Raw genomic sequence first — 26,634 nt, 5'->3', positions numbered from 1 at the left:
GACCCCGGCGCGCCGGCGGGGGCGCGGGCGTGTGGGGGGGGGACGGGGGTGTGGTTGTTGCTGTTGGTCGCGCCCCCCCCCCCCCCCCCCCCCCCCCCCCCCCCCCCGACTGCTATATAGCAGTGTTCTAGTCCAAATCGGCTATTCATGACCTGACACCGAGCGAAGCGGGGGTCAGGCCATGGCTACGTCGAGTCCATTCCGGACCAAGACGGTCGAACAGTCGATCCGTGACACGGAGGATCCCGAACACGGGCTCAAGCGCGCCCTCTCCGCACTGGACCTGACGGTATTCGGTGTCGGCGTCATCATCGGCACCGGCATTTTCGTGCTGACCGGCACCGTCGCGCGCGACACCGCGGGCCCCGCGGTCGCCATCTCCTTCGTCGTCAGCGGCTTCGTGTGCGCGCTGGCGGCGCTGTGCTACGCGGAGTTCTCGTCCACGGTCCCGGTGGCCGGATCGGCGTACACGTTCGCGTACACCTCGATCGGCGAGCTGCCCGCGTGGATCATCGGGTGGGACCTGATCCTCGAACTCGCCCTCGGCGCCGCGGTGGTGGCGGTCGGCTGGTCGGGCTACGTGCAGTCGATGCTGGATTCCGCCGACGTCACGCTGCCCAACGCGATCAACGGCGGCACCGACGACGACTGGGGCTTCAACCTCCCGGCGTCGCTGCTGGTGCTGCTCCTGACCGTGATCCTGGTCTTCGGCGTCAAGCTGTCGTCCCGCTTCACCGCGATGATCGTGGCCGTCAAGGTGACCGTGGTGCTCGTGGTGATCTTCGCGGGGCTGTTCTTCGTCAAGGCCGACAACTACTCGCCGTTCATCCCCGAGAAGCAGCCGCAGACCGGTCCCGACGACGGGCTCAAACAGCCGCTCATCGAGTGGATGAGCGGCTTCGAGCCGACCACGTTCGGCGTCATGGGCATCTTCTTCGGCGCGGCGACGGTCTTCTTCGCGTACATCGGCTTCGACATCGTCGCGAGCGCCGCCGAGGAGACCAAGCGGCCGCAGCGCGACCTGCCGATCGGCATCCTCGGCTCGCTGGGCATCTGCACGGTCCTGTACGTCGCCGTGTCGATCGTCGTGACCGGGATGCAGAACTACACCGAACTGTCCATCGACGCACCGCTCTCGGACGCCTTCAAAGCGGTCGGGCACGGCGGGTGGGCCTGGGTGATCAACGTCGGCGCGGTCGCGGGCCTCATGTCGGTGACCATGATCATGCTGCTCGGCCAGAGCCGGGTGTTCTTCGCGATGAGCCGCGACGGCCTGATCCCGAAGTTCTTCAGCGAGACGCATCCGGTGTACCGCACGCCGTACCGCTCCACGATCGCGCTCGGCGTCGTCGTCGCGGTGGTCGCGGGTGTGATCCCGCTCAAGGAGCTCGCCGAACTGGTCAACATCGGCACGCTGTTCGCGTTCGTGGTGGTCTCGATCGGCGTCATCGTGCTGCGCCGCACGCGCCCCGACCTGCCGCGGGCCTTCCGTACGCCGTGGGTGCCGGTGCTGCCGATCGTGTCGGTGCTGGCCTGCCTGTGGCTGATGATCAACCTGCCGGTCGAGACCTGGTGGCGCTTCCTGGTCTGGATGGCGGCCGGGTTCGTCATCTACTTCCTCTACAGCCGCCGCAACAGCCGCCTGGGCAAGGCGGCATCGGCCGCCGGCTCAGGCGTCCCCGGGCCTCCGCGGACGGGCGCCGACGGCCGCTGACGGCCGAGCCGACCTGACCGCCGCAGCCCTACCGCGGACGGCTCTACCGACCACTTGCCGGGCCTGCCGCCCACTTGCCGGGCCTGCCGCCCACCTGCCGGGCCTGCCGTGCCTATACGGGGGCCGCGGCGGCCTGGCGGCGGAACTCACCCGGCCGGGTGCCGCGCAGGCGCGTGAAGGCCGCGCTCAGCGCATAGCCGTCGCTGTAGCCGACGCGCCGTGCGATGGCGGCCACGGTGTCGTCGGTACGGCGCAGCAGGTCGGCGGCGAGCGACACGCGCCAGCCGGTGACGTACGCCATCGGCGTCTCGCCGACGACGCGGGTGAACCGCTGGGCGAACCCGGCACGCGACACGCCCGTACGCGACGCCAGTTCGCCGACGGTCCAGGCGTACGCCGGGTCGTCGTGCACGAGCCGCAGCGCGTGGGCGATCACCGGGTCGCCGAGCGCGCGGTACCACGCGGGAGCGTCCGCGCCCAGGCCGTCGAACCAGGTGCGCAGCGTGGACACGAGCAGGAGGTCGAGCAGCCGGTCGAGGAAGACCTGCTGGCCGGCGCGGTCGACGGCGACCTCGTCGAGGAGCATGAGCATCAGGGGGCAGTCGGCGAGATCCGCCGGCACGACGACCACCTGCGGCAGTGTCGCGAGCAGGTGCGTGCTGATGTCCTCGCGGAGCTGGTAGCCGGCGGTCAGGAGCACCGACTCCGCGTCCGGCCGGTCGCCCCAGGTGCGATGGCCGATGCGGCTGGACTCGGTGAGGTCGCGGCCGAGTTCGTCGGTGCACTGGTCCTCGGCCAGGACGACCACGCGCGGGGCGGCGTCGGGTGAGCAGGCCACGGTGAACGGCGCGGGTCCGCGGACGATCGCCGCCGCGCCGGTGTCGAGGCGTACCGGGTCGCCGTCCTCGGGCAGCACCCAGCCGGCGCCGCTCGGCATGGTGAGCAGCGTGAGCGGGGCGTCGTTGGCGAAGCGGACCGCCCACGGAGAGTCCAGCAGGGAACGGCAGAACATCGCCCCGTGTGCGCGCGAGTCGTAGAGCAGAGTGGCGAGGGCGTCCATCGGCCCAGCATAGGCAGAGAGCGTGATGGACGGGAGCCCACGGCGAAGTCGCGGATCTGGACGCTCGCACATCACCCGTGGATCCGCGAGCATTTTCCGTCCAGGCTCGGCAGGGTTGGCTGGACGCATGAACACAACACCGATTCTCGTCCTGGGCGGTACCGGCAAGACCGGCCGCCACGTCGTCGACGCCCTGGTCCGCCGGGGGCACCCGGTGCGTGCGGTCTCGCGTTCCACGTCGCCGCGTTTCGACTGGCACGACCGCGACACCTGGAAGGAGGCGTTGTCGGGCGTCGGCGCGGTCTACATCGTGGAACCGGACGACGGGCCGGTACCGCTGGGCGAGTTCAGCAGGCTCGCGGTCGAAGCGGGCGTCGTACGCCAGGTCCTGCTGTCGGCGCGCAGCCGCGACGACATCCACGTGGCGCTGAAGGGGGCCAGCGAGGCGGCCGTGCGCGAGTCCGGGGCGGAGTGGACGATGCTTCGGCCCGCCTGGTTCCACCAGAACTTCACCGAACTCCCCATGTTCACCGAGTCGCTGGCGGCAGGTGAGCTGCGGCTGCCGACGGGTGAGGGGCGCGAGCCGTTCATCGACGCCCGCGACATCGGAGAGGTGGCCGCCGAGGCGCTGACCGCGCCGGGGCACGCGGGGAAGGTGTACGAGCTGACCGGGCCGCAGAGCCTCACGTTCGCCGAGGCGGTCGCCCTCGTCGGCGGGGCGACCGGCCGCGAACTCCGGTTCCGCGCGGTGAGCGAGGAGGACTACGCGACGGACCTGCTCGCCGCCGGACTGCCCGAGGAGCACCACGAGATGTTCATCGGCCTGTTCCGGGTGATCCGCGAGGGGCGGGCGGAAGGCGAAACGGGCGACGTACGCGAGGTGTTGGGGCGGGAGCCCCGCTCGTTCGCCGCGTGGCTGGCGGAGGACGTCGAGGTCACCCGGGGCGGGTGACGGGTGGTGGGCCGCGGGCGGGCAGGACGTCAGGGAGGGCGGCGCGGGCGGGGCGGGCTGTGCTCGGTCGGCGCAGGCGGCCTCAGGCGGCGCCCGCGGCCTTGCGTATCGCGTTCACGGCCGCGGTCGGGGTGTAGCCGTCGGGCACACCCTCGATCATGATGATGTCGCCCTTGATGTGCCGTGCCCGCAGCGGTGCGATCTCCTGGTACGCGGGGGAGTCGTACCAGGCCCGTGCCTCGTCGATGCCCGGGAAGCCGAGCATGACGACGCTGCCCGCCCAACTGCCTTCCTTCACTTCGTGCTCGGCGACGTGCACGAGGTAGCGCCCGCCGAACGGCTCCATCGTGCCGGGGAGCCTCTCGATGTACTCGGCGATGTCCATGTGCGGCGCGGCGTCTTGCAGGTTGGCGATCACGTAGGCAGGCACGGCTGGTTCTCCTCGGTGGGCAGGGCTGTCTGTCGGATGCGGATCCGGGTTCGGGGTGAGCCGCGGGCGTCGCCGCGCGTCACAGACCGGCGGGGACCTTGTCGAGGAAGCCGTGCACGGCCTTGATCCGTCCGGTCGCGTCGAGGACCACGACGTCGAACCCGACGACCGCCGCCTCGCCGCCCTCGGGGCCCAGGTGCCACTGGAACCGGGCGATGTCGTGGTGACCGTCCACGGGCCCGCCGAGTGTGAAGACCAGCCCGGGGAACTGGCCCTGGACCGCCCCGATGATCCCGTCGACGCCGTCGTGCCCGGCGACGGAGGCCAGGGGGTCGGTGTACGTGGCGTCCGCCGCGTACACGGCCTCCACACGCGCGCGGCGCTTGGCCGGGTCCGTCTCGTTCCAGGCGGCGATGTAGTTCTCGGCGATCGCGGTGTAGTCGATGGCGATGGTCATGGCGTCGTCCCTTCGTGGTGAACCCGGAGGTTCGCTGCGCGGTTCCGGTCCGGGTGCGGTCCGGTTCCGCCGCGGTCCGCTTCGTGCTTTCCGCAGGTCAAGAAGTTACGGACGGACGAGAGGCGCGGAATCAGTCGCGCATCGGTACTTGAGGCAAGTACCGCCGGTAATCGAGCCGCATGACGCCCTGACACGGCGTTGCCGTCGGAGGCGCCGCGCCGGAGACGCCCCTACGCTGGCGGCATGCCGCCGACAGTGCTCCGCCGCCTGGTGCCGATTGCCGCGGCACTGCTGTCCGTTCCGCCGGTCGTCGGGGAGTTCGGCGACGACACCGCGCTCTCGCTGGCCGGCCGGACGTTCCTGCTGCTCGCCGGGCTGCTCGCCGGGTGGGCGCTGGTCGGCGTCGGACTGCTGCTCGGGCGTCTTCCGGCGGTCGCGGCCGGGCTCGGCGTGCTGCTCGCCGGCGTGCAGGCCCTGGACCACCCGGCGGCGTACGTGGTCGGCAACATCGCCGGGGCACTCACCCTGGCCGCACTCGCGCAACTGGCGCTCACCACACATGGTCGCCTGCCGCGCGCGGTGGTCGCCGGGATCTACCTCGTCGAGACCGCCGCCGTGCTCGGCTGGCTGGCCGGCGTCGCGTCGCGCCCTGCCGCGTTCGTGGTCGCCGCGTATACGCTGGTGCTGCTGGTCCTCTTCCTGACCGGGCGGGACCGCTCGCTTCTCGGCTGGATCGGCGCCCTGCTCGTGCTGGTGCTCGGCATCCGGCAGGTCGCGCTGTTCTGGCCGGGTTCGTCCCGGCCCGCCGCGTCCGACGCGTTGGCCGCGGCCCTGTTCGTCGTGCTCGTCGCGTGGCCGGCCACCTTGTTCGCGGGCCACGTCAACGCGCGGATCGCCCGGCTGAGGGAGCGCCAACAGGCCCTGGCCGCAGGCCTCGTCGCCGCCCGCGACGACACCCGTCGGCGCATCGAGCGCGACCTGCACGACGGGGCCCAGCAGCGGCTCGCGTCCCTGCTGCTCCTCCTCGCGGGCGAACGCACCGACGCGGCCTGGCGTCAGGCGCGCGAGGACGTCCTGCTCACCCTCGCCGAACTGCGCCAGATCGCGCACGGCGCGTACCCGGCGGTCCTGGCCGAGGCGGGCCTCGTGGCGGCTCTGGAGGCGCTCGCCGAACGGTCGCCCGTGCCGCTTCGCATCACCACCGACCCCACCTGGCCGGCGCAGCTGCCCGAACCGGTGGAACGCGGACTGTACTTCGCCGTCGCCGAGGCGCTGGCCAACAGCGCCAAGCACGCGAACGCCCGACAAGTGACCGTCACCCTCACCGCCACCGATCGCACGCTGTCCGTCGACGTGACGGACGACGGCGTCGGCGGCGCCGTGCTCGGGTCGGCGTCGGCGCTCGCGGACCGCGCCGACGCGCTCGGTGCCCGGCTCTGCGTCGCCAGCCCCCTCGGGGCGGGGACCACGGTCCTCGTCGAACTACCTCGCGAGATATGCCAGAACGGCCAGCACCCGGCGGTGGTCGTCGGGGGACTCCGTTAGCCCCAAGCGGGCGAAGATGCTGCGCACATGCACCTCGACGGTCTTCGTGCGCAACCCCAGACGCCGCGCCACCGCACCGTTCGACAGGCCCTCGGCCATCAGGCCCAGCACGTCGCGCTCACGTGCCGACAACGCCGCCAGTGCCGCGTCCCTGTTCCGCCGACGCAGAAGTCGGGCGAAAACCAGGGGATCCACGACGCATCCGCCGTCCGCGACCCGTCGCAGCGCCCCCAGCAGTTCGCCGGCGTCCGCGACACGGTCCTTGAGCAGGTAGCCCACACCGTACGCGTCGTCGGCCAACAGCCGCAGCGTGTGGTGCGTCTCGATGTGGTTCGACAGCAACATCACCCCGGTCGCCGGGTGGTCGCGCCGTATGCGCAACGCGGCCTCGACGCCCTCGCTGCGCTGCTCCGGCGGCATGCGTACGTCGACGATCGCCACGTCCGGCACCGTCGCCGCCACCAGGTCCAGCAGTGACGGACCGTCAGCGGCCGTCCCCACCACCTGCGTTCCGTGCTCGGCGAGCAACCGGGCCAGCCCGTCGCGGAACAACGCGCCGTCCTCGGCGATCACCACCCTCACGCCCCGTGATCTTAGGTCGTGACTTCAAACCTAGGTGTACGCCCTTAACCGAACCGGGGGCCGGCCGGATAGTCCGCGCGAACCGACCCGGCCAAGCTGGACCGCGGCAGCCCTCCTGCCATCCCCCACCCGAACCGTCCATCCAACGGAGACGCTTGTGCGCAGTCGGGCCGCAGGCCACGACACCGGACCCACCACCCGGCCGGCGATCAGCCTCGACGGGGTCGCGAAGTCGTACGGACGCGGCCGACACGCCACCGAGGCGCTGCGCGGTGTCAGCCTCGACCTTCCGGCCGGCTCCTTCACCGCCGTCATGGGCCCCTCGGGCTCCGGCAAGTCGACGCTGCTCCAGTGCGCCGCGGGTCTCGACCGACCCACCGCCGGGCGGGTGCTGATCGGCGACACCGACCTCGGCTCGCTCGGCGAGTCGCGCCTCGCCCGGCTGCGCCGCGACCGGATCGGCTTCGTGTTCCAGGCGTTCAACCTGCTGCCGACGCTGACCGCCCGCCAGAACATCGAACTCCCGATGCGGCTGGCCGGCCGTCGGCCCGACCCCGCCTGGCTGGCCGAGGTCGTGGACCGCACGGGGCTGGGGGAGCGGCTCGGGCACCGGCCGACCGAGCTCTCCGGCGGCCAGCAGCAGAGGGTCGCCATCGCCCGCGCACTCGTCGTACGGCCCGCGATCGTGTTCGCCGACGAGCCGACCGGGGCGCTCGACCTGGCGTCCGGCCGCGCGATCCTCGCCCTGCTGCGCCGTGCCGTCGACGCGTGGGCGCAGACCTTGGTGATGGTCACCCACGACCCGGTCGCCGCCGCGTACGCGCACCGCGTCGTGTTCCTGGCGGACGGTCGGATCGTCGACACGATGGACGATCCCCGGGCGGACCGGGTCGCGGAGCGCATGACGCGGATGGGCGGCTGACCGTGCTGCGCCTTGCCCTCACCTCCGTGCGGAGCCGGAAGACCGCCCTCGGCGGCACCCTGGCCGCCGTCACGGTGACCGTCGCCCTCGTCACCGCGTGGCTCGCGCTGCTCTTCGCCGGCCGGGCCGCGACGCCCTCCGCCGACCGGTTCGGGGCGGCGGCCGTGCTCGTCGAACCGGACCACGAATTCCAGTCGACCGACGGCGGCAACGTGACCCGGCTGCCGCTCGACCGGCCGGTCGGACTGCCGTCGGCACTCGTCGGGCACCTGCGCGGCGTCGAAGGCGTGCGCGATGTGCTGGCCGACACGCCGTTCCCGGCCCGGATCGCGGACCGGCCGGCCGGCTCCGCGCCCGACGTCGCCGCGTTCAGCGGACACCCGTGGTCCGCCGCCGGTCTGACGCCGTTCCGGCTCGTCGCGGGGAGGCCACCCGAGGCGGACGACGAGATCGTCGTCGACGCGGCGACGGCCCGCGCGTTCGACCTCCGACCGGGGGCGTCCACCCGCGTCGTCACGAGCGAGGGCACGACCGCGTTCCGGGTGGCCGGGATCGCCGCCCCCGACACCCCGGGTACTTCCGAAGGCGGACTCCCGTCGCGCTCGGTGCTGTTCGTGTCCGACCCGGTCGCCGCGCGGCTCGCCGGGACCCCCGGACGCGTCGCGCACATCGGCGTCCTCGCGCGGCCGGGCACGTCGGCCGAGACCCTGACCGCCGGTGTCCGACGTGCCCTCGACCAACCCGGGACCGGGGTGAGCGCCAGGTCCGCGGACACCGCCGCGGACGGCGGTGCCACGCAGGTCCACGCCCGCCTGCTCACCGGCGATGCGAAGAACCGCGCCGGGGCTCCCGAGGTCGGCCGACCGCTCGCCGACGCCACGCTCGTCTTCGGGCTGATGGGCGGAGTGGGCGCGTTCCTGTCCGTGTTCGCGATCGCGGGCGCGTTCGGGCTCGCCCTGCTCAACCGGGCCCGCGAGTTCGCGCTGCTGCGGGTGGTCGGCGCGACCGGGTGGCAGATCCGCCGCATGGTGTCCGCCGAGGCGCTGCTCATCGCGGTCGTCGCGGCCGCCCCCGGCTGCCTCCTCGGCGTCCTGCTCGCCCGCGGGCTGCGCGAGCTGCTGGTGACGCGCGCCGGCGTGCCCGCGGAACTCGTCGTCACCGTGGGGCCCGGGGCGTGCGCGGCCGGTGCCGGGGCGGGCGTCCTGCTTTCCCTCACGGCATCGCTGGCCGCGTCCCGGTACGCCACCAGGGTCCGGGCCGCCGACGCGCTCCGCGACGCGGACGCCCCCGCCCGCCTGGTCACCTGGCCCCGAGTGGTGGCGGCAGTCCTCGCGTTCGCGGGCGCCACCGCGCTCTTCGTGCTCGCGCAGCACCTCGGGGGCGAGGTCGGCGTCGCCTTCCAGACGCTGGTCCTGCTGCTTCTCCTGGTCGCCGCGCTCCTCGTCGCGGCTCCGCTGACCCGCGTGCTCGAACCGCCGGTCGGCGGGCTCGTCGCGCTCCTCGGCGGAGCGACCGGCCATCTGGCACACCTCAACTCACGAGCCGCGATCCGGCGGGTGGCGGGGGCTTCGGCGGCGGTCCTGCTCAGCGTCGCGATGGCCGGCGAGGTCGTGTTGGTGGGCTCGGTGCTGCGCGACGTCACCGGACGCCAGGCACGCGAGCGCACGGTCGCGGACCGGGTGCTGACCTCGGCCGACGCGTCCGTGGGCCTCCCGCACGAACTGGTCGGCGCGGTGCGCGCCATGCCGGGTGCGGAGGCGGTGTCGGCGACCCGGTACGGCACCGTCATCTCCCGGGTGCTGGGGACGCCGGACGTCCTGCCCGCGGCAGCGGTCGACCCGGCCACCGCCGAGCGGGTGCTCGACCTCGGCGTACGCTCCGGGTCCCTCACGGCCCTGGCCGACCCCGGCACTGTCGCCGTCAGCCGCACGCACTCCGGCGAACACGGCTGGCACGTCGGCAGCCGCGTCACGGTGACCCTGGGGGACGGCACCACCGCGCGGCTGACCGTCGCGGCGGTGTTCGACCGGTCCCTCGGCTTCGCCGACTTCGTGTTCGCCGCACCGGCGTTGGCCGGGCGTACCGCCGCCGACCTCGACGACGCCGTGTTCGTGCGCGCCGCACCCGGGCGGCAGGCCGAACTGGACGCGGCGTTGGCCGCGTACGCCGAGGCGAACCGCACCGTTCGGGTGCGTACCGGCGGCGAGTTCGCCGCGGACGCCGAGACGACGCTCGCGCGCAACGCGACCGGCAGCTATCTCGTCCTGGGCGTGCTCGTCGTCTTCACCGCGTTGTCGCTCGCCAACACCCTCGTCGTCGGAACCGCAGACCGGGCCCGTGAGTTCGCCCTGCTCCGACTCGCCGGGGCGACTCGGCGCCAAGTCGCCGCGACGGTGCTCCTGGAGACGGTGGTCGCCGCGGGGATCGGCACGATCCTGGGCACGGTCATCGCGTGCGTCACCCTCGCCGGCGCACGGGGTGCGCTGACCGGGACCATCGCCCTGGACCTGCCGCTGGGGGACTACGCGGCGATCCTCGGGGGAGCCGCGGGGCTCAGCCTGCTGGCGAGCGCGCTTCCGGTGGTGCTGACGCTGCGCTCGCGTCCGCTCGCCGCGTTGCGTTGATCAGGCGGTGAACCCCCGGCGCCGGTACCGGTGCGTACCGGTACCGGCGCTGTCCGGCATCCACGCCGGTGAGGGGTCTACCAGAGCTGGTCGGTGTAGGTGTCGCGGCCCGGGACCGTCGGGATCCACGGTGCCGCGAAGGTCACCGTGCCGATGCCGGACGCGTTGATCTGCTCCGCCCAGGCCCGGAACCCGTCCCAGCTGTCGCGCGGGTCGCCGCCGAGGAAGTAGAGCTGGAGGCTGCGCGTGGCGGCGTTCGGGTCGCGCGGCACGAAGGCCGGCGCGTCGTCGGCCAGCGGCACGGCGGTCCACGCCGCGACCGACTCGACCGCCGAACCGCTCAGGAAATCGGGCAGGTTCGCGTCGAACCACGCCTCCAGGTCATTTGCCGAGACACCCTCGGCGCGCTGCACGGCCAGCGACACGAGGCCCTGGTACCCGTGGTCGAGCGCGAGCTCCAGCGGCACCGGGTCCTCGTCGCGGTACCAGCGGCGGTTGTGCAGGTACATGCCGGTGTGCGCGTGTGTGCGGTTGGGGAAGCCGCGGTCGTTCGAGTACAGCCAGTTGACCTGCTCGACCGCCCACGCGTTCCACTCGTCCCACTGGCCGTCGTTGACCCAGTAGATCGCCAGGTACGAGCCCGCGTCGATGGCCGGGACGACGTCGCTCTCCGCCGGGAAACGCAGGTCCTTCAGCTCGCGCGTGGCGACCCACCGCTTGCCCGCCAGCATGCCGGGGCCGATCATGCAGCCGGCGTAGAAGTGGTCGCGCTCGTACCACCGGTGGTACTCGACCTCGTGGCCGCGCTCCGGGTCGACCGCGGTGAACAGCATCCCGGTCGCGCGGATCGGGTACTCCTTGAAGCCCATGGTGTTCCTTTTCGCCGAAAGTCCTGGCTGACAGTACGTCAGATCTGATGCGGTGTCAGTACCTGCTGACTTGTCGGATGATCACAGTCGGCACCTCTGGCCGGCACCTCTGGCCGGCGTGTCAGGCCCGCGCGTCAGGTCGGCACGGTCACGCCGGTACGGTCACGCCGACAGGTCAGGCCGCCGCGTCACGGAACCGCGACGTACGGTGCACGGGAGCCCTGTCGATCTTGGGGATGATGTGCTCGCCGAACAGGCGGATGGTGCGCAGCGTGTTCTCGGGCGTGTCGGCGCCGAGGCCCAGGGTGAGCTGGTCGACGCCCGCCGCCTCGTACCGCCGGACCGCCTTGATCGCGGTGTCGGGGTCGCCGACGATCATCGCGCCCGCGTCCGCCGCGAACTCCACGGCCTCGTACGTCAGATCGGGAATCGTCTCGGGCCAGTACGGGATGCCCTCCGGGTGCGGGAACGTGTCGTGGTACCGGAAGACGTTGCTGGTCAGGTACATCAGACGGGAGTCGACGGCGGCCCGGTACGCCTCCTCCTTCGTCTCCGCCACGAAGCCGGTGGACGTCACCATCACGTTGTCGTTGACGAACGCGCCGATCGGCTCGGCGTCACCGATCTGCCGCTTGTAGTCGGCGACCGCCTTCTCGGCCTGCGCGACGTCGCCGATCGAGAAGCCGAGCACGCCGAGGCCGAGCTTGGCGGCCATCGCGTACGAACTCGGGGACCCGGCGGCGTACCACATGGCGGGATGGGCCTTGCCGTACGGCTTGGGCAGGATGCGGCGGGGCGGCAGCGACCAGAAGCGCCCTTCGTAGCCCTCGTATTCGTCCTGGAGCCACATCCGGGGGAACTCACGGATGACGTCTTCCCAGATCTCCTTGGTCCGGTTCATGTCCTCGATGCCCGGCAGGAAGCCCAGGATCTCGTGGCTCCCCGCGCCCCGCCCGGTGCCGAACTCGAAGCGCCCGCCGCTGAGGTGGTCGAGCATGGCGACCCGCTCGGCGACCTTGGCGGGGTGGTTGACCTGGGGCAGCGGGTTGAAGATGCCCGAGCCGATGTGGATGCGCTCGGTGGCGTGCGCCAGGTAGCCGCACATCACGTCGTTCGCGGAGAGATGCGAGTACTCGTCGAGGAAGTGGTGCTCGCTCAGCCACACGTACTTGAAGCCGGCCTTGTCGGCGGCGATCGCGTACGCCATGTCGTTCATCAGTGCCTCGTGCTCGGCGTCGGGGTTGCCCTCGCGCCGGTGTTTCGGGTTGTACCCCTGCACGAAAATGCCGAATTCCATGGGGCTCCCTTGCACGTGGGATGGGTGGGGCTTGCACGTGGGGCGGGTGGGGCCTGGCGTGGGTCCGGTGGTGGGGTGGGGCGCGTGCGTGTCGGCGACGCACACGCGCCCCGGCACGTTGTTCGACGGAGGGCGGGCTCCCGAGCCGGGCCTTGGGCGGGGGCCGGGAGCGGGGAGGGGCGGCCAGGGCTGGGGCTACGGCTAGGGCCGGGCCAGGGCCAGGGCTGTGGGTCAATACAGCTAGGGCGTCCAGGTGCCGTCGGGGCGGCGCGTCCAGCCGGAGGCGGCGTCGGTGCCGCCGTCGACGTGCAGCGTCGTCCCCGTCATGAACCCGGACATCGCGCTCGCGAGGAACACGATCGGCGCCGCACAGTCGTCGGGGGTGCCCAGGCCGAGCGGCACCTTCTCGCCGTAGTCGACGCCGCCTACGGCCTCCGCGAGCCCTTCGTCGCCGGGCGTCGGGATCGCGTCGGGCGCCACGCAGTTGACTCGGATGCGGCGCGGCGACAGCTCCAGTGCCAGCGACTTGGTCAGCTGCTCGACGGCGGCCTTCATGGCCGCGTACACGGCGAATCCGGGCGCCGCCCGGTGCGCCTCGACGCTCGTGACGTTGACGATCGAGCCGCCGTCGTTCATGAGCGGTACGCCGGCGCGTACGACGTTTGTGACGGTGGTGAAGTTCTCGTCGACCAGCGCCTGCTGGCCCTTGGCGCGGATGTCCAGGAACGGTGACCAGAACCCACCGCCCGCGTTGTTGACCAGGATGTCCAGCGGGCCGAGTTCGGCGTGGGCCCGGGCCAGGAAGTCGGTGACGGCATCCGTGTGCCGCACGTCCAGCGTGCCGACGACCGCCTTCCGCCCCGCCTCCTCGATCGCCTTGGCGGTCTCGCTCTGATCTTCCTTGTCACAGATGGCAACATCCGCACCAAAGCGCGCAAAAGCTACAGCCGTGGCCGCGCCGATGCCACGCGCGGCCCCGGTGACAACGGCCGTCTTTCCGGCCAGCAACGCGACGGAAGGATCAAGAACCACGGCAGAACCTCACACTCTCTGGCGACCTCGCCACCCCGGCACGGCGTGGCGGCGCCGACCGCCCCGAGGCGGCGGCGCACCCGCTCACCATGCCATCTGACGGCGCGTCACTAAAGAGCCATCGGGAGCGATTTGCCTCGCTCCGGACGGCAGGGACACGCCGCGGGGGCACCCGGGACGGCGTACGTCCCCAGGCGCCCGGCGAAAAAGTCGCGCACTGGTGGGGCGCGTACGGCCACGCCCACCGCGTCCCGCGAGCCGGCGACGGAGGGGAGCCTCCACGTGCCCGCGTGTGTGTCTGGATTCCGCGCGAGGCTGCCCGTACCGTGCAGGCGGCCGCCGATCACGGCCGACCGACGGACGAGGAGCACACGTGTCACCCGAGAAGCAGCCCGGTCACATCGCCGTCCCGAACCTCATCGCTTTGTACGCCGAGGCCATCGACGCCGGCGACTTCGACCGCGTCGCCGACCTGCTCGCCGACGCCGTCATCACCACCGAGGGCACCGACACCAGGGTCACCGGCCGCGACGGCGTCTTCGCGATGTACGACACGTGGACCCGCCGCTACGAGGACGACGGCACGCCGCACACCAACCACGTCACCACGAACCTCATCCTGGACATCGACGAGGACGCCGGCACCGCCTCCGCCCGCTCCTACTTCACCGTCCTCCAGGCGACGCCCGACCTCCCCCTCCAGCCGATCATCACCGGCCGCTACCGGGACACCTTCACCCGCGACGCCGACGGCGCCTGGCGCTTCGCCACCCGCCACATGGTCACCACCCACAACGGCGATCTGACCCACCACCTCAAGATCCCCCTCGGCTGACCCCGCGCCCGCCCCGGCGCAACTGCGCCCCGCCCAGCAACCGGAAGGACGTATTCCTCATGGGAAAGCTCGACGGCCGCGTCATCCTCGTCTCCGGAGCCGCCCGCGGCCAGGGCGAGGCCGAGGCCCGCCTCTTCGCCGCCGAAGGCGCCTCCGTCGTCCTCGGCGACATCCTCGACGACCAGGGCACCGCCGTCGCCAAGTCCCTCGGCGACGCCGCCCGCTACGTCCACCTCGACGTCACCAGCGAATCAGACTGGAACGCCGCCGTCGCCGAGGCCACCACCGCCTTCGGCAAACTCGACGGCCTCGTCAACAACGCCGGCATCCTCCAGTTCGGCCCCATCGTCGACACCACCCTCGACGCCTACATGCACATCGTCGGCGTCAACCAGGTCGGCGTGTTCCTCGGCATGAAGGCCGTCATCCCCGCCCTCACCGCGGCCGGCGGCGGCACCATCGTCAACACCTCCTCCACCAGCGGCCTCCAGGGCGTCGCGAACATGATCGGCTACACCGCCACCAAGTTCGCCGTACGCGGCATGACCAAGGCCGCCGCCCTCGAACTCGGCCGCGCAGGCATCCGCGTCAACTCCATCCACCCCGGCGGCATCGACACCCCCATGGTCCGCCCCGAAAACGTCGAAGGCCTGGTCGCCGACGACACCTCCTCCGCCGACATCTACGCCGCCCTCCCCCTCGGCCGCGTCGGCCAACCCGAAGAAGTAGCCAAACTGGCCCTCTTCCTCACCTCCGACGACTCCTCCTACTCCACCGGCGCCGAATTCCTCATAGACGGCGGCATGACCGTCGGCCCCAACTGGGCGTGACGCCTACACATGCACCCTGCCGCGGCCGGCCACAAAAACGCCGAGGGCCGGAGTCGCCTTGCCCGGCGGCGAATGCAGCTTTGCCCCGCTCCGCGTGTGATGTTCCTTGACGGCAAGTGATCGACTCGCTGAGCTGCTCGCAGCCCGCCACCGCCGCGTGCCACGAGGACAGATGGCACGACGCCGCGGCTCGCTCGGCCGAAAGCGACTGCGGTGACGCCGAGCGTGACCGCCTGTCGCTCAGTTGTGATAGACGTTGGTGCCGTTGTGAGTCCAGCCGCTTGCAGTACTTGGCGCTGGACGCGCAGTACAGGTGCGGTGGCAGCGCCGCGTTCGACCAGTGGGTAGCGTCTCTGCTCGGCAGGGGACCTGGTGGACCCGCACGATGGCCGGCCGACGGAAGTTTCCATGTTCGGGTGGCGACGAGCCCCGCCGACATGGAGGGGTTCTTGGCGGAACGACTCCACGAGGGCCAAACCGCGAGGATGACCGCCGGGTTCTGTTGGCCATGGAGTACGACCACGTCAAACGGTCGCCTGATCGACGACGTACGCATCGGCTCCGGGAGGCGCCCGTGGAACGCCCGCAGCGATGGATGTGCCGGGCGTACCACCGTCATCCTTGTGGGCCACGGACCCGGCGGGCTTCGGCCAGATCGGGTGCGTCTACACCGCCCAAGGATTCGAATACGACTGGAACGGCGTGATCTTCGGTCCGGACTTGGTGTGGCGGAACGGAAGCTGGGTCGGCGATCGTTCCGGGAGCCACGATCATGTTGTCGCCCAGGCGCCCCCGCATCGGTTCGTCGAGCTGATCAAGAACACGTATCGCGTCTTGCTGACCCGCGGTATGGCTGGGACAGTCCTCTACTCGACCGACGCGGAGACCCAGGACCTCTTGCGCTCGCCGGCAACCGGTGCATGCCCCTGATCCCTCACAGAGGGAACGGGTGATGCCGTTTCGTGCCCCCGGACGACGACTTCAACGCTCCGCGCCGTGTCCGGAAGCGGCGTCGGATCGCGTGTGCCAGAGCCGTCAGAGGGCAGCGACCCCGTTGGACGTCAGTACCAAGCGTTGTGCGTCGGCTGACCGTGTGTCGACGGCCTCCTGGATGTGCACGAGAAGGAGCTGCAGTGCCGCGATGGACGGCTCCTTGCTCGGGAACAGCTCCGCGGCGTCCGCCGCGGTCGCACGTCGACGTTCGCCGAGCGATTCAGGGTCGACCGCGAGGATCAAGGGATTCGCCAGATCGTCCGTACCCCAGCGGCGGATCACGATGCCTTGGTTGTCCGGCAAAGCGTCCGCCACAGAACCGTCGAGATTCATTCGCCGGACGAGCTCGGCGTACATCTCCACGTCGTCCATCGGACCCCTCAGTGCCGTGGGTAGGCGGTGATGATGTTCTTCGAGTCGTTCGCGACTGATACCAAGGGGTGGTAGGTGGCAACCACGGAGCCGTCGGCCCTCTTGATCTGGATCGGTGCGGAGAACGACCACGTGTCGTTGCTGTCCCTGTAGTCGACTGAGCCGGGAACCTTCAGGATCTGTTCCATCGCCCAGTCGGCGAACGCACGCCAATTGTCTCCGGCCATGGCCGCCAGATTCTCCCAGTCCTGAATGTGGCGCGCCTTGATGTGCCGGTAGCCCCAGTTTTCGCTGCCACACCTGAGATACGCCGATGGGCCCCCCGGCCCGCCGGACTTGGAGAACGTGCGCACAAGCTTGTGCTTGTCGTCCGATACACCACAGCCGGCCCACGTGTCCGCAGGGGCTCGACCGGCGTGGAAGGTACTTTCGCCGATTGTGAGCGACAGCGCACTGCCCGGCGACGCAAACGGGTTCGGCGGCCGGGCGGCCACCGCGGTCGCCGGGGCGAGTTGCAGCAGGATTGCGAGTACCGACGCCAGGGTCACGAAGACCAGTCGGCCGCGAAAACGAAGGACGGAGGCCACGGCTGTCAATCCTGTCGAAGCGGGGACGAGAGCCGCCTACCTCGTGATGTCCTCGGCGAAACCGCATTTGCTCCGCATGGTGGACATCACGGGGGACAGGACCACTGTCACGGTCTCGTCCCCCGCCCGGGACCAAGGGCTATTTGTCGTCGAGCGCGGTCGCGCCCTCCCAGGTGGAGAGGCCGAGGTGGGAGCGGATTTCGGCCGGGGGCTCCCAGAAGGCGCGTACGGAGTCGACGAGGCCCTCGTCGTTGACGCGCCACAGTTCGATGCTGTCGACCCACGCGGGCTTGCCCGCGACGGAGCCGTGGTTGCGCATGTGGACCTGGGCCTCGCGGCCGCAGGCGATGACGAGGAGCGGTTCGAGGATCCAGGTCTTGTCGGGGGTGAAGGACTTGTCCCAGGCCTGGACGGACATCACGTCGCGGCCGATGCCGGCGACGGTGCCGGGCGGGTCCTCGTAGCGGACGTCGTCGGCGAGGATTTTCAGCCAGGAGTCTTTGTCCTGGTTGTTCCAGTGGCGGACGTGGGCGAGTACGGCTTCGCGGGCTGCCGCGGCAAGATCCTTGGTCACGCAGTCCGGTCTAACCCGGGACGGCGCAACTATCAATGGGGATCGGGGGTGGGGGTACGCCGGGAGGCGACGGCATCGGCGGCGGTGAGCACGACGCCCGCGACTGCGGAGGCGCTCGCGAGGGCGGCGACCACGACGCGCGTACGCGGCAGGTCGGGCCAGTGGTGGCGGGTCACGAGGGTGTCGCCGATGTCGGCGGCCGCGGAGGCGAGGGCCCAGGCGGCGAAGCCGCGGCCGGTGAGCGCCGCCAGGGCGGTCCCGCCGCCGAGCGCGATGTCGCGTACCCCCAGCGCCTTGGCGAAGACGGTGCCGCCCGGCGTATCCACGTCGCGGCCCACCCAAGGCCGCGAGGCGACCGGCGGCGCGGCGATGGCGACGACGCCGAGCGCCACCCGCGCCGCTCCCCACCCGGCGCCGGCGTAGCGGACGTTCGTCCTGAAGTCTCTGCTCATCGAGGCGTCCCCCTTTATGGATGCGTCGTCCATCATGACGCGAGACCCGACCATTGCAGCGGAGGAACACGTATCAAGAGGACCTGGTCGGCCGAGTTGAGGTTCACTGGGACCGTGCGCGCATGGCAACGGGATTTCACCGAGGACGAATTGCGGGAGTCGGCCGGAGACCGTTCCTTCGAGCGGGGGGCGGGATACCTGGACGCGGTGTCCGGGCTGACGGTCGAACCGGGCGCGGACCGGGCGACGGTTCGGGCCGTCGTGCACGGCGGGGCGCCGTACCGTGTGTGGTTGTCGGTCGCGTCCCGCGGTGCGCTGGTGGGGCGGTGTAGTTGCCCGTACGGGGCGGAGGGCAACTTCTGCAAGCACTGCGTGGCCGTCGGCCTGACAGTCCTGGCCGACGGCGGCCTGATCGAGCACATGGGCATGCAGCGGACCCGCGACGGCAGCGTCGACGCCTGGCTTGAGGCGCTCTCCCCTCGGGAACTCCTCGCCCTGGTGAGGGAACAGGCCGCCATCGACCCGGGACTTCGGAAGCGGCTGGAGCTGCGTGCAATCGCCACCGAGGGGGACTCGGGCTCGTTGCGCCGCGAGATGGCCAGGATGCTCGACCCCACTCCGTTCACGCGCTACGGGTACATGGAGTACGCGGACGTCCATGCGTTCGCGGACCAAGCACGTGGGGCGGTGCCGGTGCTGTCCGACCTGGTCGCCCGTGGGCGCGCGGTCGATGCCGTCGACCTGGCGAGGGAAGCCGTCAGCCGCGTCGAGGCACTGTACGAACACGCCGACGACTCGTCGGGGGCCCTTGGGGAGTTGATCGCCGACCTGCTCGACCTGCATCTGCGCGCCTGCGAGGCCGCGGCACCGGATCCGACCGAGACCGCCGAGTGGTTGGTCGGCCACATGCTGGGGGACTACGCGTCCGACGCGGTCCGACTCAGGGACTACTGCGCCGTGCTCGGCCCGTCCGGCTTGGCCGCCGTCCACGATCTCGCCGTGGAGGCGTTGCGCCGGAACCCGGGCGGGTGGGCGGAGCAGGACTTGCTGGGGGCACTGCTCGTGCTGTGCGCCGAGGGCGGCATCGAGCCGATGGCGGCAGGGCATGCCGACCCGGCCGACGCAGTGGCGGCGTATGTACGGCTCGTCGACACGTACAAGGTGCTCACGGGCGACGCCGCGTACGAAGCGATAGTCAGGCTGCTCGACAAGGCCCGCGCCTGCCACGAAGTTCTCGGCACATCCGGAGACTTCGCGGACTACGTCCGTGAATTGCGCACCCAGCAGCGGAGAAAGCGCAAGTTGCTGCGGCTGTTGGACACACACGGCATGTGAAGCCCGGTGCGGCGTCCCTTTTCGGGGGCGCCGCACCGGGGTGGGGTGGCTACGGGGGAGGAGCCACCCCGGTACTCGGGACCCGGGTACGTGCGCCCGGGCCGTACGTCAGACCGAGGCGACGCCCGGGTCGAGGAAGCGCCTGCCGGTGGTCTTCTCGGAGACGCCGGTGCGGTCCAGGTACGGGGTGATGCCGCCCAGGTGGAACGGCCAGCCCGCGCCGGTGATCATGCACAGGTCGATGTCCTGCGCGGCCTGGACGACGCCTTCGTCCAGCATGAGACGGATCTCCTGGGCGAGGGCGGCGAGGGCGCGGTCGCGGACCTGCTCGGCGGTGAGCGGGGTGGTGCCCACCTCCAACAACGCGGCGACCTCGGGGTCGACCTCCTGGGTGCCGGAGGCGGTCCAGGTCATGAAGGAGCGCTTGCCGGCCTTGACGACCCGCTCCAGGTTCGGCGACACGCCGAAGCGGTCGGGGAACGCGGTGTGGAGCGTGCCGGAGACGTGCGCCGCGATCGCCGGGCCGACGAGTTCGAGGAGCACCATCGGCGACATGGGCAGACCGAGCGGTTCGAGGGCCTTGTCGGCGACCTCGATCGGGGTGCCCTCGTCGACCGAGGCGAGGACCTCGCCCAGGAAGCGGGTCAGGATGCGGTTGACCACGAAGGCCGGGGCGTCCTTGACCAGTACGGCGGTCTTCTTCAGCTGCTTGGCGACGCCGAACGCGGTGGCGAGGGAGGCGTCGTCGGTCTGCTCGGCCCGCACGACCTCCAGGAGCGGAAGCACGGCGACCGGGTTGAAGAAGTGGAAGCCGACGACCCGCTCGGGGTGCGCGAGCTTCGACGCCATCTCGGTGATCGAGAGGGACGAGGTGTTGGTCGCGAGGATGCACTCGGCCGAGACGACGGCCTCGACCTCGGCGAACACCTGCTGCTTGACCGACATCTCCTCGAAGACGGCCTCGATGACGAAGTCGGCGTCCGCGAAGGCGTCCTTGGAGAGCGAGCCGGAGACCAGGGCCTTGTAGCGGTTGGCCGAGTCCTGGCTGAGGCGGCCGCGCAGGAGCTGCTTGTCGAGCTCGTCGTGGACGTACGCCACGCCCTTGTCCACGCGCTCCTGGTCGATGTCGGTCAGCACGACCGGTACGCCGAGGCGGCGCGCGAACAGGAGGGCGAGCTGCGAGGCCATCAGGCCCGCGCCGACCACGCCGACCTTGGTGACCGGCCGCGCGAGCGCGCGGTCGGGGGCCCCGGCCGGACGCTTGGCGCGCTTCTGGATCAGGTCGAACGAGTAGAGCCCGGCGCGCAGTTCGTCGCCCATGATGAGGTCCGCGAGGGCCTCGTCCTCGAGGGCGAAGCCGGCGTCGACGTCGCCGGAGCGCGAGGCGTCGATGATGTCGAGCGCGCGGTACGGCGCGGGGGAGGCGCCGTGCACCTTGGAGTCGGCGAGCGCCCGGCCCGCGGCGACCGCCGCGTCCCAGCCCGCACCGCGGTCGAAGTCGGCGCGCTCCACCACGATTTCGCCCTTGACCACGCGGGCCGTCCAGCGCAGCGACTCGGCGAGGAAGTCCGCCGGGTCGAGCAGCACGTCCGCGATGCCGAGGTCGAACGCCTTCTTGCCGTTGAGCTGCTTGTTCTGGTTCAGCGCGTTCTCGATGACGACCGAGATCGCCTTTTCCGGCCCGACCAGGTTCGGCAGCAGCGTGCAGCCGCCCCACCCGGGCACGAGGCCGAGGAAGCACTCGGGGAGCGAGAGCGCGGGCACGGCGGACGAGATCGTCCGGTACGTGCACGCGAGGCCGATCTCGACACCGCCGCCCATCGCCGCGCCGTTGTAGAACGCGAAGGTGGGGACGGGGAGGTTGCGCAGGCGGCGGAACGCGTCGTGGCCGGCGCGGCCGATGGCGAGGGCCTGGTCGCGCTCGCGGATCACGCCGACGCCCTTGAGGTCGGCGCCGACCGCGAAGATGAACGGCTTGCCGGTGACACCGGCGGCCACGACGGTGCCGGCCGCGGCCAGTTCCTCGACCTGGTCGAGGGCCGCGCCCAGCTCGGCGAGACCCGCCGGGCCGAACGTGGTCGGCTTCGTGTGGTCGAAACCGTTGTCCATCGTGATCAGTGCGAACTTGCCCGCGCCGTACGGCAGGTCGAGGACCCGGACGGGGAAGTGGCTGACGAGTTCGTCCGGGAAGATCTCCTGGGCGAGCTGCTTGAGGTCCGTCACTTGTCGCCCTCCCAGTGGGGGTTCTCCCAGATGACCGTTCCGCCCATGCCGAGTCCGATGCACATCGAGGTCAGGCCGTAGCGGACCTCGGGGTGCTCCTCGAACTGGCGCGCGAGCTGCGTCATCAGACGCACGCCCGACGAGGCGAGGGGGTGGCCGAACGCGATCGCGCCGCCGTACTTGTTGACGCGCGGGTCGTCGTCCGCGATGCCGTAGTGGTCGAGGAACGACAGCACCTGGACGGCGAACGCCTCGTTCAGTTCGAACAGCCCGATGTCGTCGATCGTCAGACCGGCGCGCTCCAGGGCCTTCTCGGTGGCCGGGACCGGGCCGATGCCCATGACCTCCGGCTCGACGCCCGCGAACGCGTACTGCACGAGGCGCATCTTGACCGGCAGGCCGAGTTCGCGCGCGGTCTCCTCGGACGCGATGATCGCGGCGGTGGCGCCGTCGTTGAGGCCGGCCGCGTTGCCCGCGGTGACCCGGCCGCGCACGCGGAACGGGGTCTTGAGGGCCGCCAGGTCGTCCATCGTGGTGCCCGGGCGCGGCGGTTCGTCCTCGGTGGCGAGGCCGTAGCCCTTCTCCTGCGAGCGGGTCGCGACGGGGACCAGGTCGGGCTGGATCTTGCCGTCGGCGTACGCCTTGGCGGCCTTCTCCTGGCTGCCCACCGCGAACGCGTCGGCACGCTGCTTGGTCAGCTGCGGGTAGCGGTCGTGGATGTTCTCCGCCGTGGAGCCCATGACGAGGGCGGACGGGTCGACCAGCTTCTCGGCGATGATCCGCGGGTTCGGGTCGGCGCCCTCGCCCATCGGGTGGCGGCCCATGTGCTCGACGCCGCCCGCGATCGCGATGTCCAGCGCGCCGAGGGCGATGCCGCCCGCGACGTTGGTCACGGCGGTCATGGCGCCCGCGCACATGCGGTCGACCGAGTAGCCGGGCACCGACTTGGGGAGCCCGGACAGGAGGGCCGTGGTGCGGCCGATGGTCAGACCCTGGTCGCCGATCTGCGTCGTGGCCGCGATGGCCACCTCGTCCACCTTGTCGCCGGGCAGCTGCGGGTTGCGGCGCAGCAGCTCGCGGATGCAGGCGATGACCAGGTCGTCGGCGCGGGTCTCGTGGTAGATGCCCTTGGGGCCGGCTTTGCCGAAGGGGGTTCGGACACCGTCGACGAAGACGACGTCCCGGGGGTGACGAGACACAGTGGCAGCACTCCTCGTGGAAGGGTTACGCACCCATGCTACTCACGAGTAACCAAAACGCCTAGGGGGGTGTTACCGACCGTACGGCGCGCGTCGTGCGCACCGCCTGAGGCGCGCCGGTGATCGGTGGGTGGCCGGGCGTAACGGTGGCGGGACGCGGTCCGCATGCCATGCGATCGGCGGGCGTTGCCCAAGCGGAGCACGGACGAGCGAGGGGAATTAGGAAGGCTCACCAAAGCACCCGGATTGTCCGGCGTCAACGCGGAAGCCTCAGGCGCAGCTTGGGGGTTCGTCAAATCTTGGGAAAGCGCCCAAGCGCCGTGGTTTGGGCGCCGTGGGTGGGGCGCTGTGGGTGGGGCGCGGACGACGCGGTGGCGCGCGGGCCGGGAGGAGAGCTACGCGGCGGGATTCCTCTTCCGGGCTCGCGCGGTCGACGTGTGAGGCGGCGCCGCGGCGGCCGGTCGAGGCGGCGGGGGGAACTGGACCGGGGAGAGGGGCCGCGTGATCCGGGGCGTCAGTCCCCGCGGCCGGGCGAGGCGACGGAGAGCGGGACGGGTCGCGTGACCCCCGGGCTTTGGTCCGGTCGGCCGGTGCGGGCGGTCGGTGTGCGCGGCCGGTCGCGCGGTCAGATGTCGCGCAGGCGCACGCAAGCGCACGCAGGCGCAGACGCGCGGTCGGGAGTCGATGTCGTCGCGCCGCGGTGTGTTCCCCTCCGTCGAGACGCTGCCCGGTGATGCCGCGAGCGCCGCGTCCGGACACAGGGGCAGCGCCGCCGGCGTCGGCTGTGCGCTGCCGCGAGAGGTGCCGTCAGGCGGTGCCGTTAGGGGTGGGGCCGTTGGGGGCGGGCCCGTTGGCGTTCGGGCCGTGGGCGGCGATGCGGAGGTACGCGCCGGACAGAGCGGGGGCGGTGAGGCGGATCTGCCACTCGCGGGCGCCCTGCGCGCGGAGTACCTCGGCGATCGCGTCCGAGGACGGGACGGACGGGGGCGCCCACGAGAGCCGGCGTACCGAGTCCGGGGCGAGGAGGTTCTCGGTCGGCAGTCCGTGCTCGTCGGCGATGGCCGCCACCGCGGTCTTGGCAGCGGTGAGGCGCTCCGCGGCGGCCGGATCCTTGTCGCCCCATGCCCGGGCCGGCGGCGGGCCCTCGTGCGGCAGCGTGGAAGGCGGCAGTTGTTCGTCGGGGACGGCGCGGCCGGCCTCGATGGCGGCGAGCCACGCCGCGGACTGGCGGCGGCTGTCGCGGCCGGTGAAGCCCGGCAGGGCCATCAGCGCGGACATGGACGCGGGGCCCGCGAGTGCCGCTTCGACGATCGCGGTGTCCGGGATGACGCGGCCGGGCGACACGTCCTTGGCCCGGGCGATCCGGTCGCGCGCCTCCCACAGCTCGCGCACGATCGCGAGCTGGCGGCGCCGCCGTACCCGGTGCAGGCCGGAGGTGCGGCGCCACGGGTCGACGCGCGGGGTGGAGGGCGGCGCGGCGGCGATCGCCGCGAACTCCTCCAGTGCCCAGGAGAGCTTGCCCTGCTCCTCCAGCACCTCTTCGAGACGGTCGCGCAGCTCGACCAGCACCTCGACGTCGAGGGCGGCGTAGCGCAGCCAGGGCTCGGGCAGCGGGCGCGTGGACCAGTCGACGGCGGAATGGCCCTTCTCCAGCGAGAACCCGAGGACCGTCTCGACCATCGCGCCCAGGCCGACGCGCGGGTACGCCGCGAGGCGCCCGGCCAGCTCGGTGTCGAAGATCCGCGCGGGCGCCATGCCGACCTCGGCGAGGCAGGGGAGATCCTGCGAGGCGGCGTGCAGAACCCACTCGGTGTCGGCGAGGGCGGCCCCCAGCTCGGACAGGTCGGGACAGGCGATCGGGTCGATCAGTGCTGTGCCGGCTCCCGCGCGACGCAGCTGGATCAGGTAGGCGCGCTGGCCGTACCGGTAGCCCGACGCCCGTTCGGCGTCCACGGCCACGGGACCGTCGCCCGAGGCGAAGGCTGCGACCGTCCCGGCGAGGGAGTCGGGATCCGCCACGACCGGCGGGACGCCCTCGCGGGGTGCCAGCAAAGGGACCGGCGCCGGCTGTTCGGAAACTGTGCAGTCGAAAGCGTCGGTCACCTTTACAAAATACGCCGAAACCCCGGCAGGCGATGACGCTGCCTGCCGGGGAGCCGGGTTGAGTGCCCGGTTTGCACCGGTACGGAGGTACCCCGGCATCGGAAATTCCCGGATCGGTCCGGCCGTGTCGAACGGCCGATGCCGGATTCGGCCGCGGAACGCGGCCGGGGGGAGAGGCGCGGACGCCAGTGCTGTGGCCGGGAGGGTCCGCAAATACCGGTGAACCCTCCCGGTCGCGGCGCTAGCTGATGATGCCCGCGCGCAGCGCCAGGGCCACCATGCCGGCCCGGTCGCCTGTGCCCATCTTGCGCGCGATACGCGCCAGGTGGCTCTTCACGGTCAGCGCGGACAGGCCCATCGCCTGGCCGATCGCCTTGTTGGAACGCCCCTCCGCGACGAGGCGAAGCACCTCGATCTCACGGGCGGACAGCTCGCGGCAGCCCGAAGTGGGGTCGGTTCCGTTGTGGTCGGGGCGGAGTCGTTGGGCTGCGGACATGCCCGCCATGCCCGTCATGCTCGCCTGTCGTGCGTGTCCAGGAGTCAATCCCGCCCGCGCGCCGGTCACGACATAGCCCCGAACACCCGCGGCAAGCGCGGAGCGGACGGCACCGATGTCATCGGCGGCGGAAAGCGCCAGACCGTTCGGCCAGCCACAGGCCCGCATCTCAGTGAGCAGGGCCAGGCCGGAACCGTCGGGCAGATGCACGTCGGCGATGCACAGATCGCGAGGCGTGCCGGCACGGGATCGAGCCTCGGCGATGGTGGACGTCCCGACGACGTCACGCACCCCGAGGGCCCACAGATGGCGGATGACGGCGTCGCGGACCCGGGGGTCCGCGACGACGACCATCGCCGTGGGCTTGGACGAACGGTAGGCGAGCAGGTTTGCGGGGTGATCGAGAAGTACCGACACCGGGCCTCCTGCGCAGTGATCGCGATTCCCGACGAAGCCTCTCGGTGCTTGCTCCATCGGGGTGGTCACTGTGTCCTTCGGCAGATCGGAGCCCCGCCTTTAGCGGAAGATCCACATCCGTTATCGAACGCTTTGTACGTGGGTGCCCCACAGCTGCCTGATGGCTGGAATTCGCCGTGCCCACGCGGGAGACACACGCGACGCACGTACGGGTGACGCCCGTGCCGTGATCTGGGCCGCGAACCGTACGCCCTGCTCAGCGGTCACGCAGTGCGGATCGGGACGGCATCGGCACCACGCCCTCGCCGTCCGAACCCGTGGGCGGCAGTGGCGGGAGGCCCGCACACGTGCACAGCAGATCCAGCCACGCCTGCATGTGCGCTGCCAGGTCGTCGCCGACCGGCGTCCACGACGCCCGGATCTCGATCTCGGTCCGGGCGATCTGGCCCTCGAGGCCGCCGAACCCCTGCGAAGTCGCACGGCTGACCGTGCCGCTCGGCGCGACGTACTGCGCGCCGTGCAGATGCAGTGCCTCGGTCAGCCATGTCCAGCCCACTTCGGGCAGCAGCGGGTCGGTCGCCATCTCCGGTTCCAACTCGGCGCGCGAGAGCGTCACGAACCGGAACGTGCCCTCCCACGCCTCGTGGCCGGGCGGATCGTGCAGGCGCCCGAGACCGCCCCCGCCCCACGCCGCGGCGACGACCACAGAAAGGAGAAGCGGGGGGTGGGGGAAG

Annotated in this window: 25 protein-coding genes and 1 pseudogene; 10 read left to right on the top strand and 16 right to left on the bottom strand. The window is 71.5% G+C overall.

The window, feature by feature from the left end:
* Window positions 1-181 precede the first annotated feature (181 nt).
* Window positions 182-1,714 carry an amino acid permease gene (locus ACWD12_RS30700; protein WP_450102279.1) on the top strand — a complete coding sequence of 511 codons (1,533 nt, stop codon included), beginning with the start codon at window positions 182-184 and terminating at the stop codon, window positions 1,712-1,714.
* 112 nt (window positions 1,715-1,826) lie between these two features.
* On the opposite strand, the gene ACWD12_RS30695 is transcribed toward ACWD12_RS30700, so the two are convergent.
* A complete protein-coding gene (locus ACWD12_RS30695) occupies window positions 1,827-2,774 on the bottom strand; it encodes an AraC family transcriptional regulator (RefSeq protein WP_450102278.1) in 948 nt (315 codons plus the stop codon).
* A gap of 127 nt (window positions 2,775-2,901) precedes the next feature.
* Between ACWD12_RS30695 and ACWD12_RS30690 the strand changes: the two genes are divergently transcribed.
* Complete coding sequence (locus tag ACWD12_RS30690) at window positions 2,902-3,726, top strand: SDR family oxidoreductase (protein ID WP_450102277.1); 825 nt, start codon at window positions 2,902-2,904, stop codon at window positions 3,724-3,726.
* 82 nt (window positions 3,727-3,808) lie between these two features.
* On the opposite strand, the gene ACWD12_RS30685 is transcribed toward ACWD12_RS30690, so the two are convergent.
* Together ACWD12_RS30685 and ACWD12_RS30680 are read right to left on the bottom strand one after the other, a co-directional pair.
* Window positions 3,809-4,156: a DUF1330 domain-containing protein gene (locus ACWD12_RS30685; protein WP_450102276.1), complete on the bottom strand. Its 348-nt coding sequence runs from the start codon at window positions 4,154-4,156 to the stop codon at window positions 3,809-3,811.
* A gap of 79 nt (window positions 4,157-4,235) precedes the next feature.
* A complete protein-coding gene (locus ACWD12_RS30680; protein ID WP_450102275.1) occupies window positions 4,236-4,613 on the bottom strand; it encodes a nuclear transport factor 2 family protein in 378 nt (125 codons plus the stop codon).
* Window positions 4,614-4,856: 243 nt separating this feature from the next.
* On the opposite strand from ACWD12_RS30680, the gene ACWD12_RS30675 reads away from it, so the two are divergent.
* On the top strand, window positions 4,857-6,158 hold the full coding sequence (locus ACWD12_RS30675; RefSeq protein ID WP_450102274.1) for a sensor histidine kinase: 1,302 nt from the start codon (window positions 4,857-4,859) through the stop codon (window positions 6,156-6,158).
* Here ACWD12_RS30675 and ACWD12_RS30670 read toward each other — a convergent pair.
* Window positions 6,096-6,740 (bottom strand): response regulator transcription factor, encoded by a 645-nt coding sequence (locus ACWD12_RS30670; protein ID WP_450102273.1) that lies wholly within the window; start codon window positions 6,738-6,740, stop codon window positions 6,096-6,098. The genes ACWD12_RS30675 and ACWD12_RS30670 overlap by 63 nt on opposite strands.
* Before the next feature lie 157 nt (window positions 6,741-6,897).
* On the opposite strand from ACWD12_RS30670, the gene ACWD12_RS30665 reads away from it, so the two are divergent.
* Together ACWD12_RS30665 and ACWD12_RS30660 are read left to right on the top strand one after the other, a co-directional pair.
* Entirely contained in the window at window positions 6,898-7,662 is a 765-nt protein-coding gene (locus ACWD12_RS30665; protein WP_450102272.1) for an ABC transporter ATP-binding protein, read from the top strand.
* 26 nt (window positions 7,663-7,688) lie between these two features.
* Window positions 7,689-10,286: an FtsX-like permease family protein gene (locus ACWD12_RS30660; protein ID WP_450102271.1), complete on the top strand. Its 2,598-nt coding sequence runs from the start codon at window positions 7,689-7,691 to the stop codon at window positions 10,284-10,286.
* A 77-nt stretch (window positions 10,287-10,363) separates the two neighbouring features.
* Here the strand turns inward: ACWD12_RS30660 and ACWD12_RS30655 are convergent, their stop codons facing one another.
* The 3 genes from ACWD12_RS30655 to ACWD12_RS30645 form a co-directional block, all read right to left on the bottom strand.
* Entirely contained in the window at window positions 10,364-11,155 is a 792-nt protein-coding gene (locus ACWD12_RS30655; RefSeq protein ID WP_450102270.1) for a hypothetical protein, read from the bottom strand.
* A 175-nt stretch (window positions 11,156-11,330) separates the two neighbouring features.
* Window positions 11,331-12,452, bottom strand: coding sequence for an LLM class flavin-dependent oxidoreductase (locus ACWD12_RS30650; protein WP_450102269.1), 1,122 nt, complete (start codon window positions 12,450-12,452; stop codon window positions 11,331-11,333).
* Window positions 12,453-12,692: 240 nt separating this feature from the next.
* Window positions 12,693-13,484 carry an SDR family NAD(P)-dependent oxidoreductase gene (locus tag ACWD12_RS30645; protein WP_358364112.1) on the bottom strand — a complete coding sequence of 264 codons (792 nt, stop codon included), beginning with the start codon at window positions 13,482-13,484 and terminating at the stop codon, window positions 12,693-12,695.
* 373 nt (window positions 13,485-13,857) lie between these two features.
* Here ACWD12_RS30645 and ACWD12_RS30640 point away from each other — a divergent pair, with 373 nt between their 5' ends.
* The 4 genes and pseudogenes from ACWD12_RS30640 to ACWD12_RS30625 all read left to right on the top strand — a co-directional run bounded on the left by ACWD12_RS30640 (window position 13,858) and on the right by ACWD12_RS30625 (window position 16,079).
* Complete coding sequence (locus tag ACWD12_RS30640; RefSeq protein WP_358364111.1) at window positions 13,858-14,319, top strand: nuclear transport factor 2 family protein; 462 nt, start codon at window positions 13,858-13,860, stop codon at window positions 14,317-14,319.
* A 59-nt stretch (window positions 14,320-14,378) separates the two neighbouring features.
* Window positions 14,379-15,149, top strand: coding sequence for a glucose 1-dehydrogenase (locus ACWD12_RS30635; protein WP_450102268.1), 771 nt, complete (start codon window positions 14,379-14,381; stop codon window positions 15,147-15,149).
* A 116-nt stretch (window positions 15,150-15,265) separates the two neighbouring features.
* Window positions 15,266-15,682 (top strand): annotated as a pseudogene (locus ACWD12_RS30630) (DNA/RNA helicase domain-containing protein); the annotation flags it as partial.
* 58 nt (window positions 15,683-15,740) lie between these two features.
* Entirely contained in the window at window positions 15,741-16,079 is a 339-nt protein-coding gene (locus ACWD12_RS30625; protein WP_450102267.1) for a DNA/RNA helicase domain-containing protein, read from the top strand.
* Between the two features lie 105 nt (window positions 16,080-16,184).
* Here the strand turns inward: ACWD12_RS30625 and ACWD12_RS30620 are convergent, their stop codons facing one another.
* The 4 genes from ACWD12_RS30620 to ACWD12_RS30605 form a co-directional block, all read right to left on the bottom strand.
* Window positions 16,185-16,514, bottom strand: coding sequence for a hypothetical protein (locus tag ACWD12_RS30620; RefSeq protein WP_450102266.1), 330 nt, complete (start codon window positions 16,512-16,514; stop codon window positions 16,185-16,187).
* A gap of 8 nt (window positions 16,515-16,522) precedes the next feature.
* Window positions 16,523-17,101, bottom strand: coding sequence for a hypothetical protein (locus ACWD12_RS30615; protein WP_450102265.1), 579 nt, complete (start codon window positions 17,099-17,101; stop codon window positions 16,523-16,525).
* Window positions 17,102-17,240: 139 nt separating this feature from the next.
* Window positions 17,241-17,675, bottom strand: coding sequence for a nuclear transport factor 2 family protein (locus tag ACWD12_RS30610; protein ID WP_450102264.1), 435 nt, complete (start codon window positions 17,673-17,675; stop codon window positions 17,241-17,243).
* A gap of 32 nt (window positions 17,676-17,707) precedes the next feature.
* Window positions 17,708-18,127, bottom strand: coding sequence for a hypothetical protein (locus ACWD12_RS30605; RefSeq protein ID WP_450102263.1), 420 nt, complete (start codon window positions 18,125-18,127; stop codon window positions 17,708-17,710).
* Window positions 18,128-18,241: 114 nt separating this feature from the next.
* On the opposite strand from ACWD12_RS30605, the gene ACWD12_RS30600 reads away from it, so the two are divergent.
* Window positions 18,242-19,462, top strand: a complete 1,221-nt coding sequence (locus ACWD12_RS30600) for an SWIM zinc finger family protein (RefSeq protein ID WP_450102262.1) — start codon at window positions 18,242-18,244, stop codon at window positions 19,460-19,462.
* A gap of 108 nt (window positions 19,463-19,570) precedes the next feature.
* On the opposite strand, the gene ACWD12_RS30595 is transcribed toward ACWD12_RS30600, so the two are convergent.
* The 5 genes from ACWD12_RS30595 to ACWD12_RS30575 form a co-directional block, all read right to left on the bottom strand.
* Window positions 19,571-21,685, bottom strand: a complete 2,115-nt coding sequence (locus ACWD12_RS30595; RefSeq protein WP_450102261.1) for a 3-hydroxyacyl-CoA dehydrogenase NAD-binding domain-containing protein — start codon at window positions 21,683-21,685, stop codon at window positions 19,571-19,573.
* Window positions 21,682-22,884: a thiolase family protein gene (locus ACWD12_RS30590; RefSeq protein ID WP_358362219.1), complete on the bottom strand. Its 1,203-nt coding sequence runs from the start codon at window positions 22,882-22,884 to the stop codon at window positions 21,682-21,684. Before ACWD12_RS30590 ends, ACWD12_RS30595 begins: the two co-directional genes overlap by 4 nt.
* Before the next feature lie 807 nt (window positions 22,885-23,691).
* Entirely contained in the window at window positions 23,692-24,987 is a 1,296-nt protein-coding gene (locus ACWD12_RS30585; protein ID WP_450102260.1) for an HRDC domain-containing protein, read from the bottom strand.
* A 241-nt stretch (window positions 24,988-25,228) separates the two neighbouring features.
* Window positions 25,229-25,900, bottom strand: coding sequence for a LuxR C-terminal-related transcriptional regulator (locus ACWD12_RS30580; protein WP_450102259.1), 672 nt, complete (start codon window positions 25,898-25,900; stop codon window positions 25,229-25,231).
* Between the two features lie 256 nt (window positions 25,901-26,156).
* Window positions 26,157-26,634: DUF3000 family protein (locus ACWD12_RS30575; protein WP_450102258.1), on the bottom strand; the 478-nt coding region annotated here is incomplete at its 5' end.

Source organism: Streptodolium elevatio, assembly GCF_053592165.1.
Note: the sequence above shows the minus strand (reverse complement) of the source record. Positions and strands in the feature narration are given on the sequence as shown.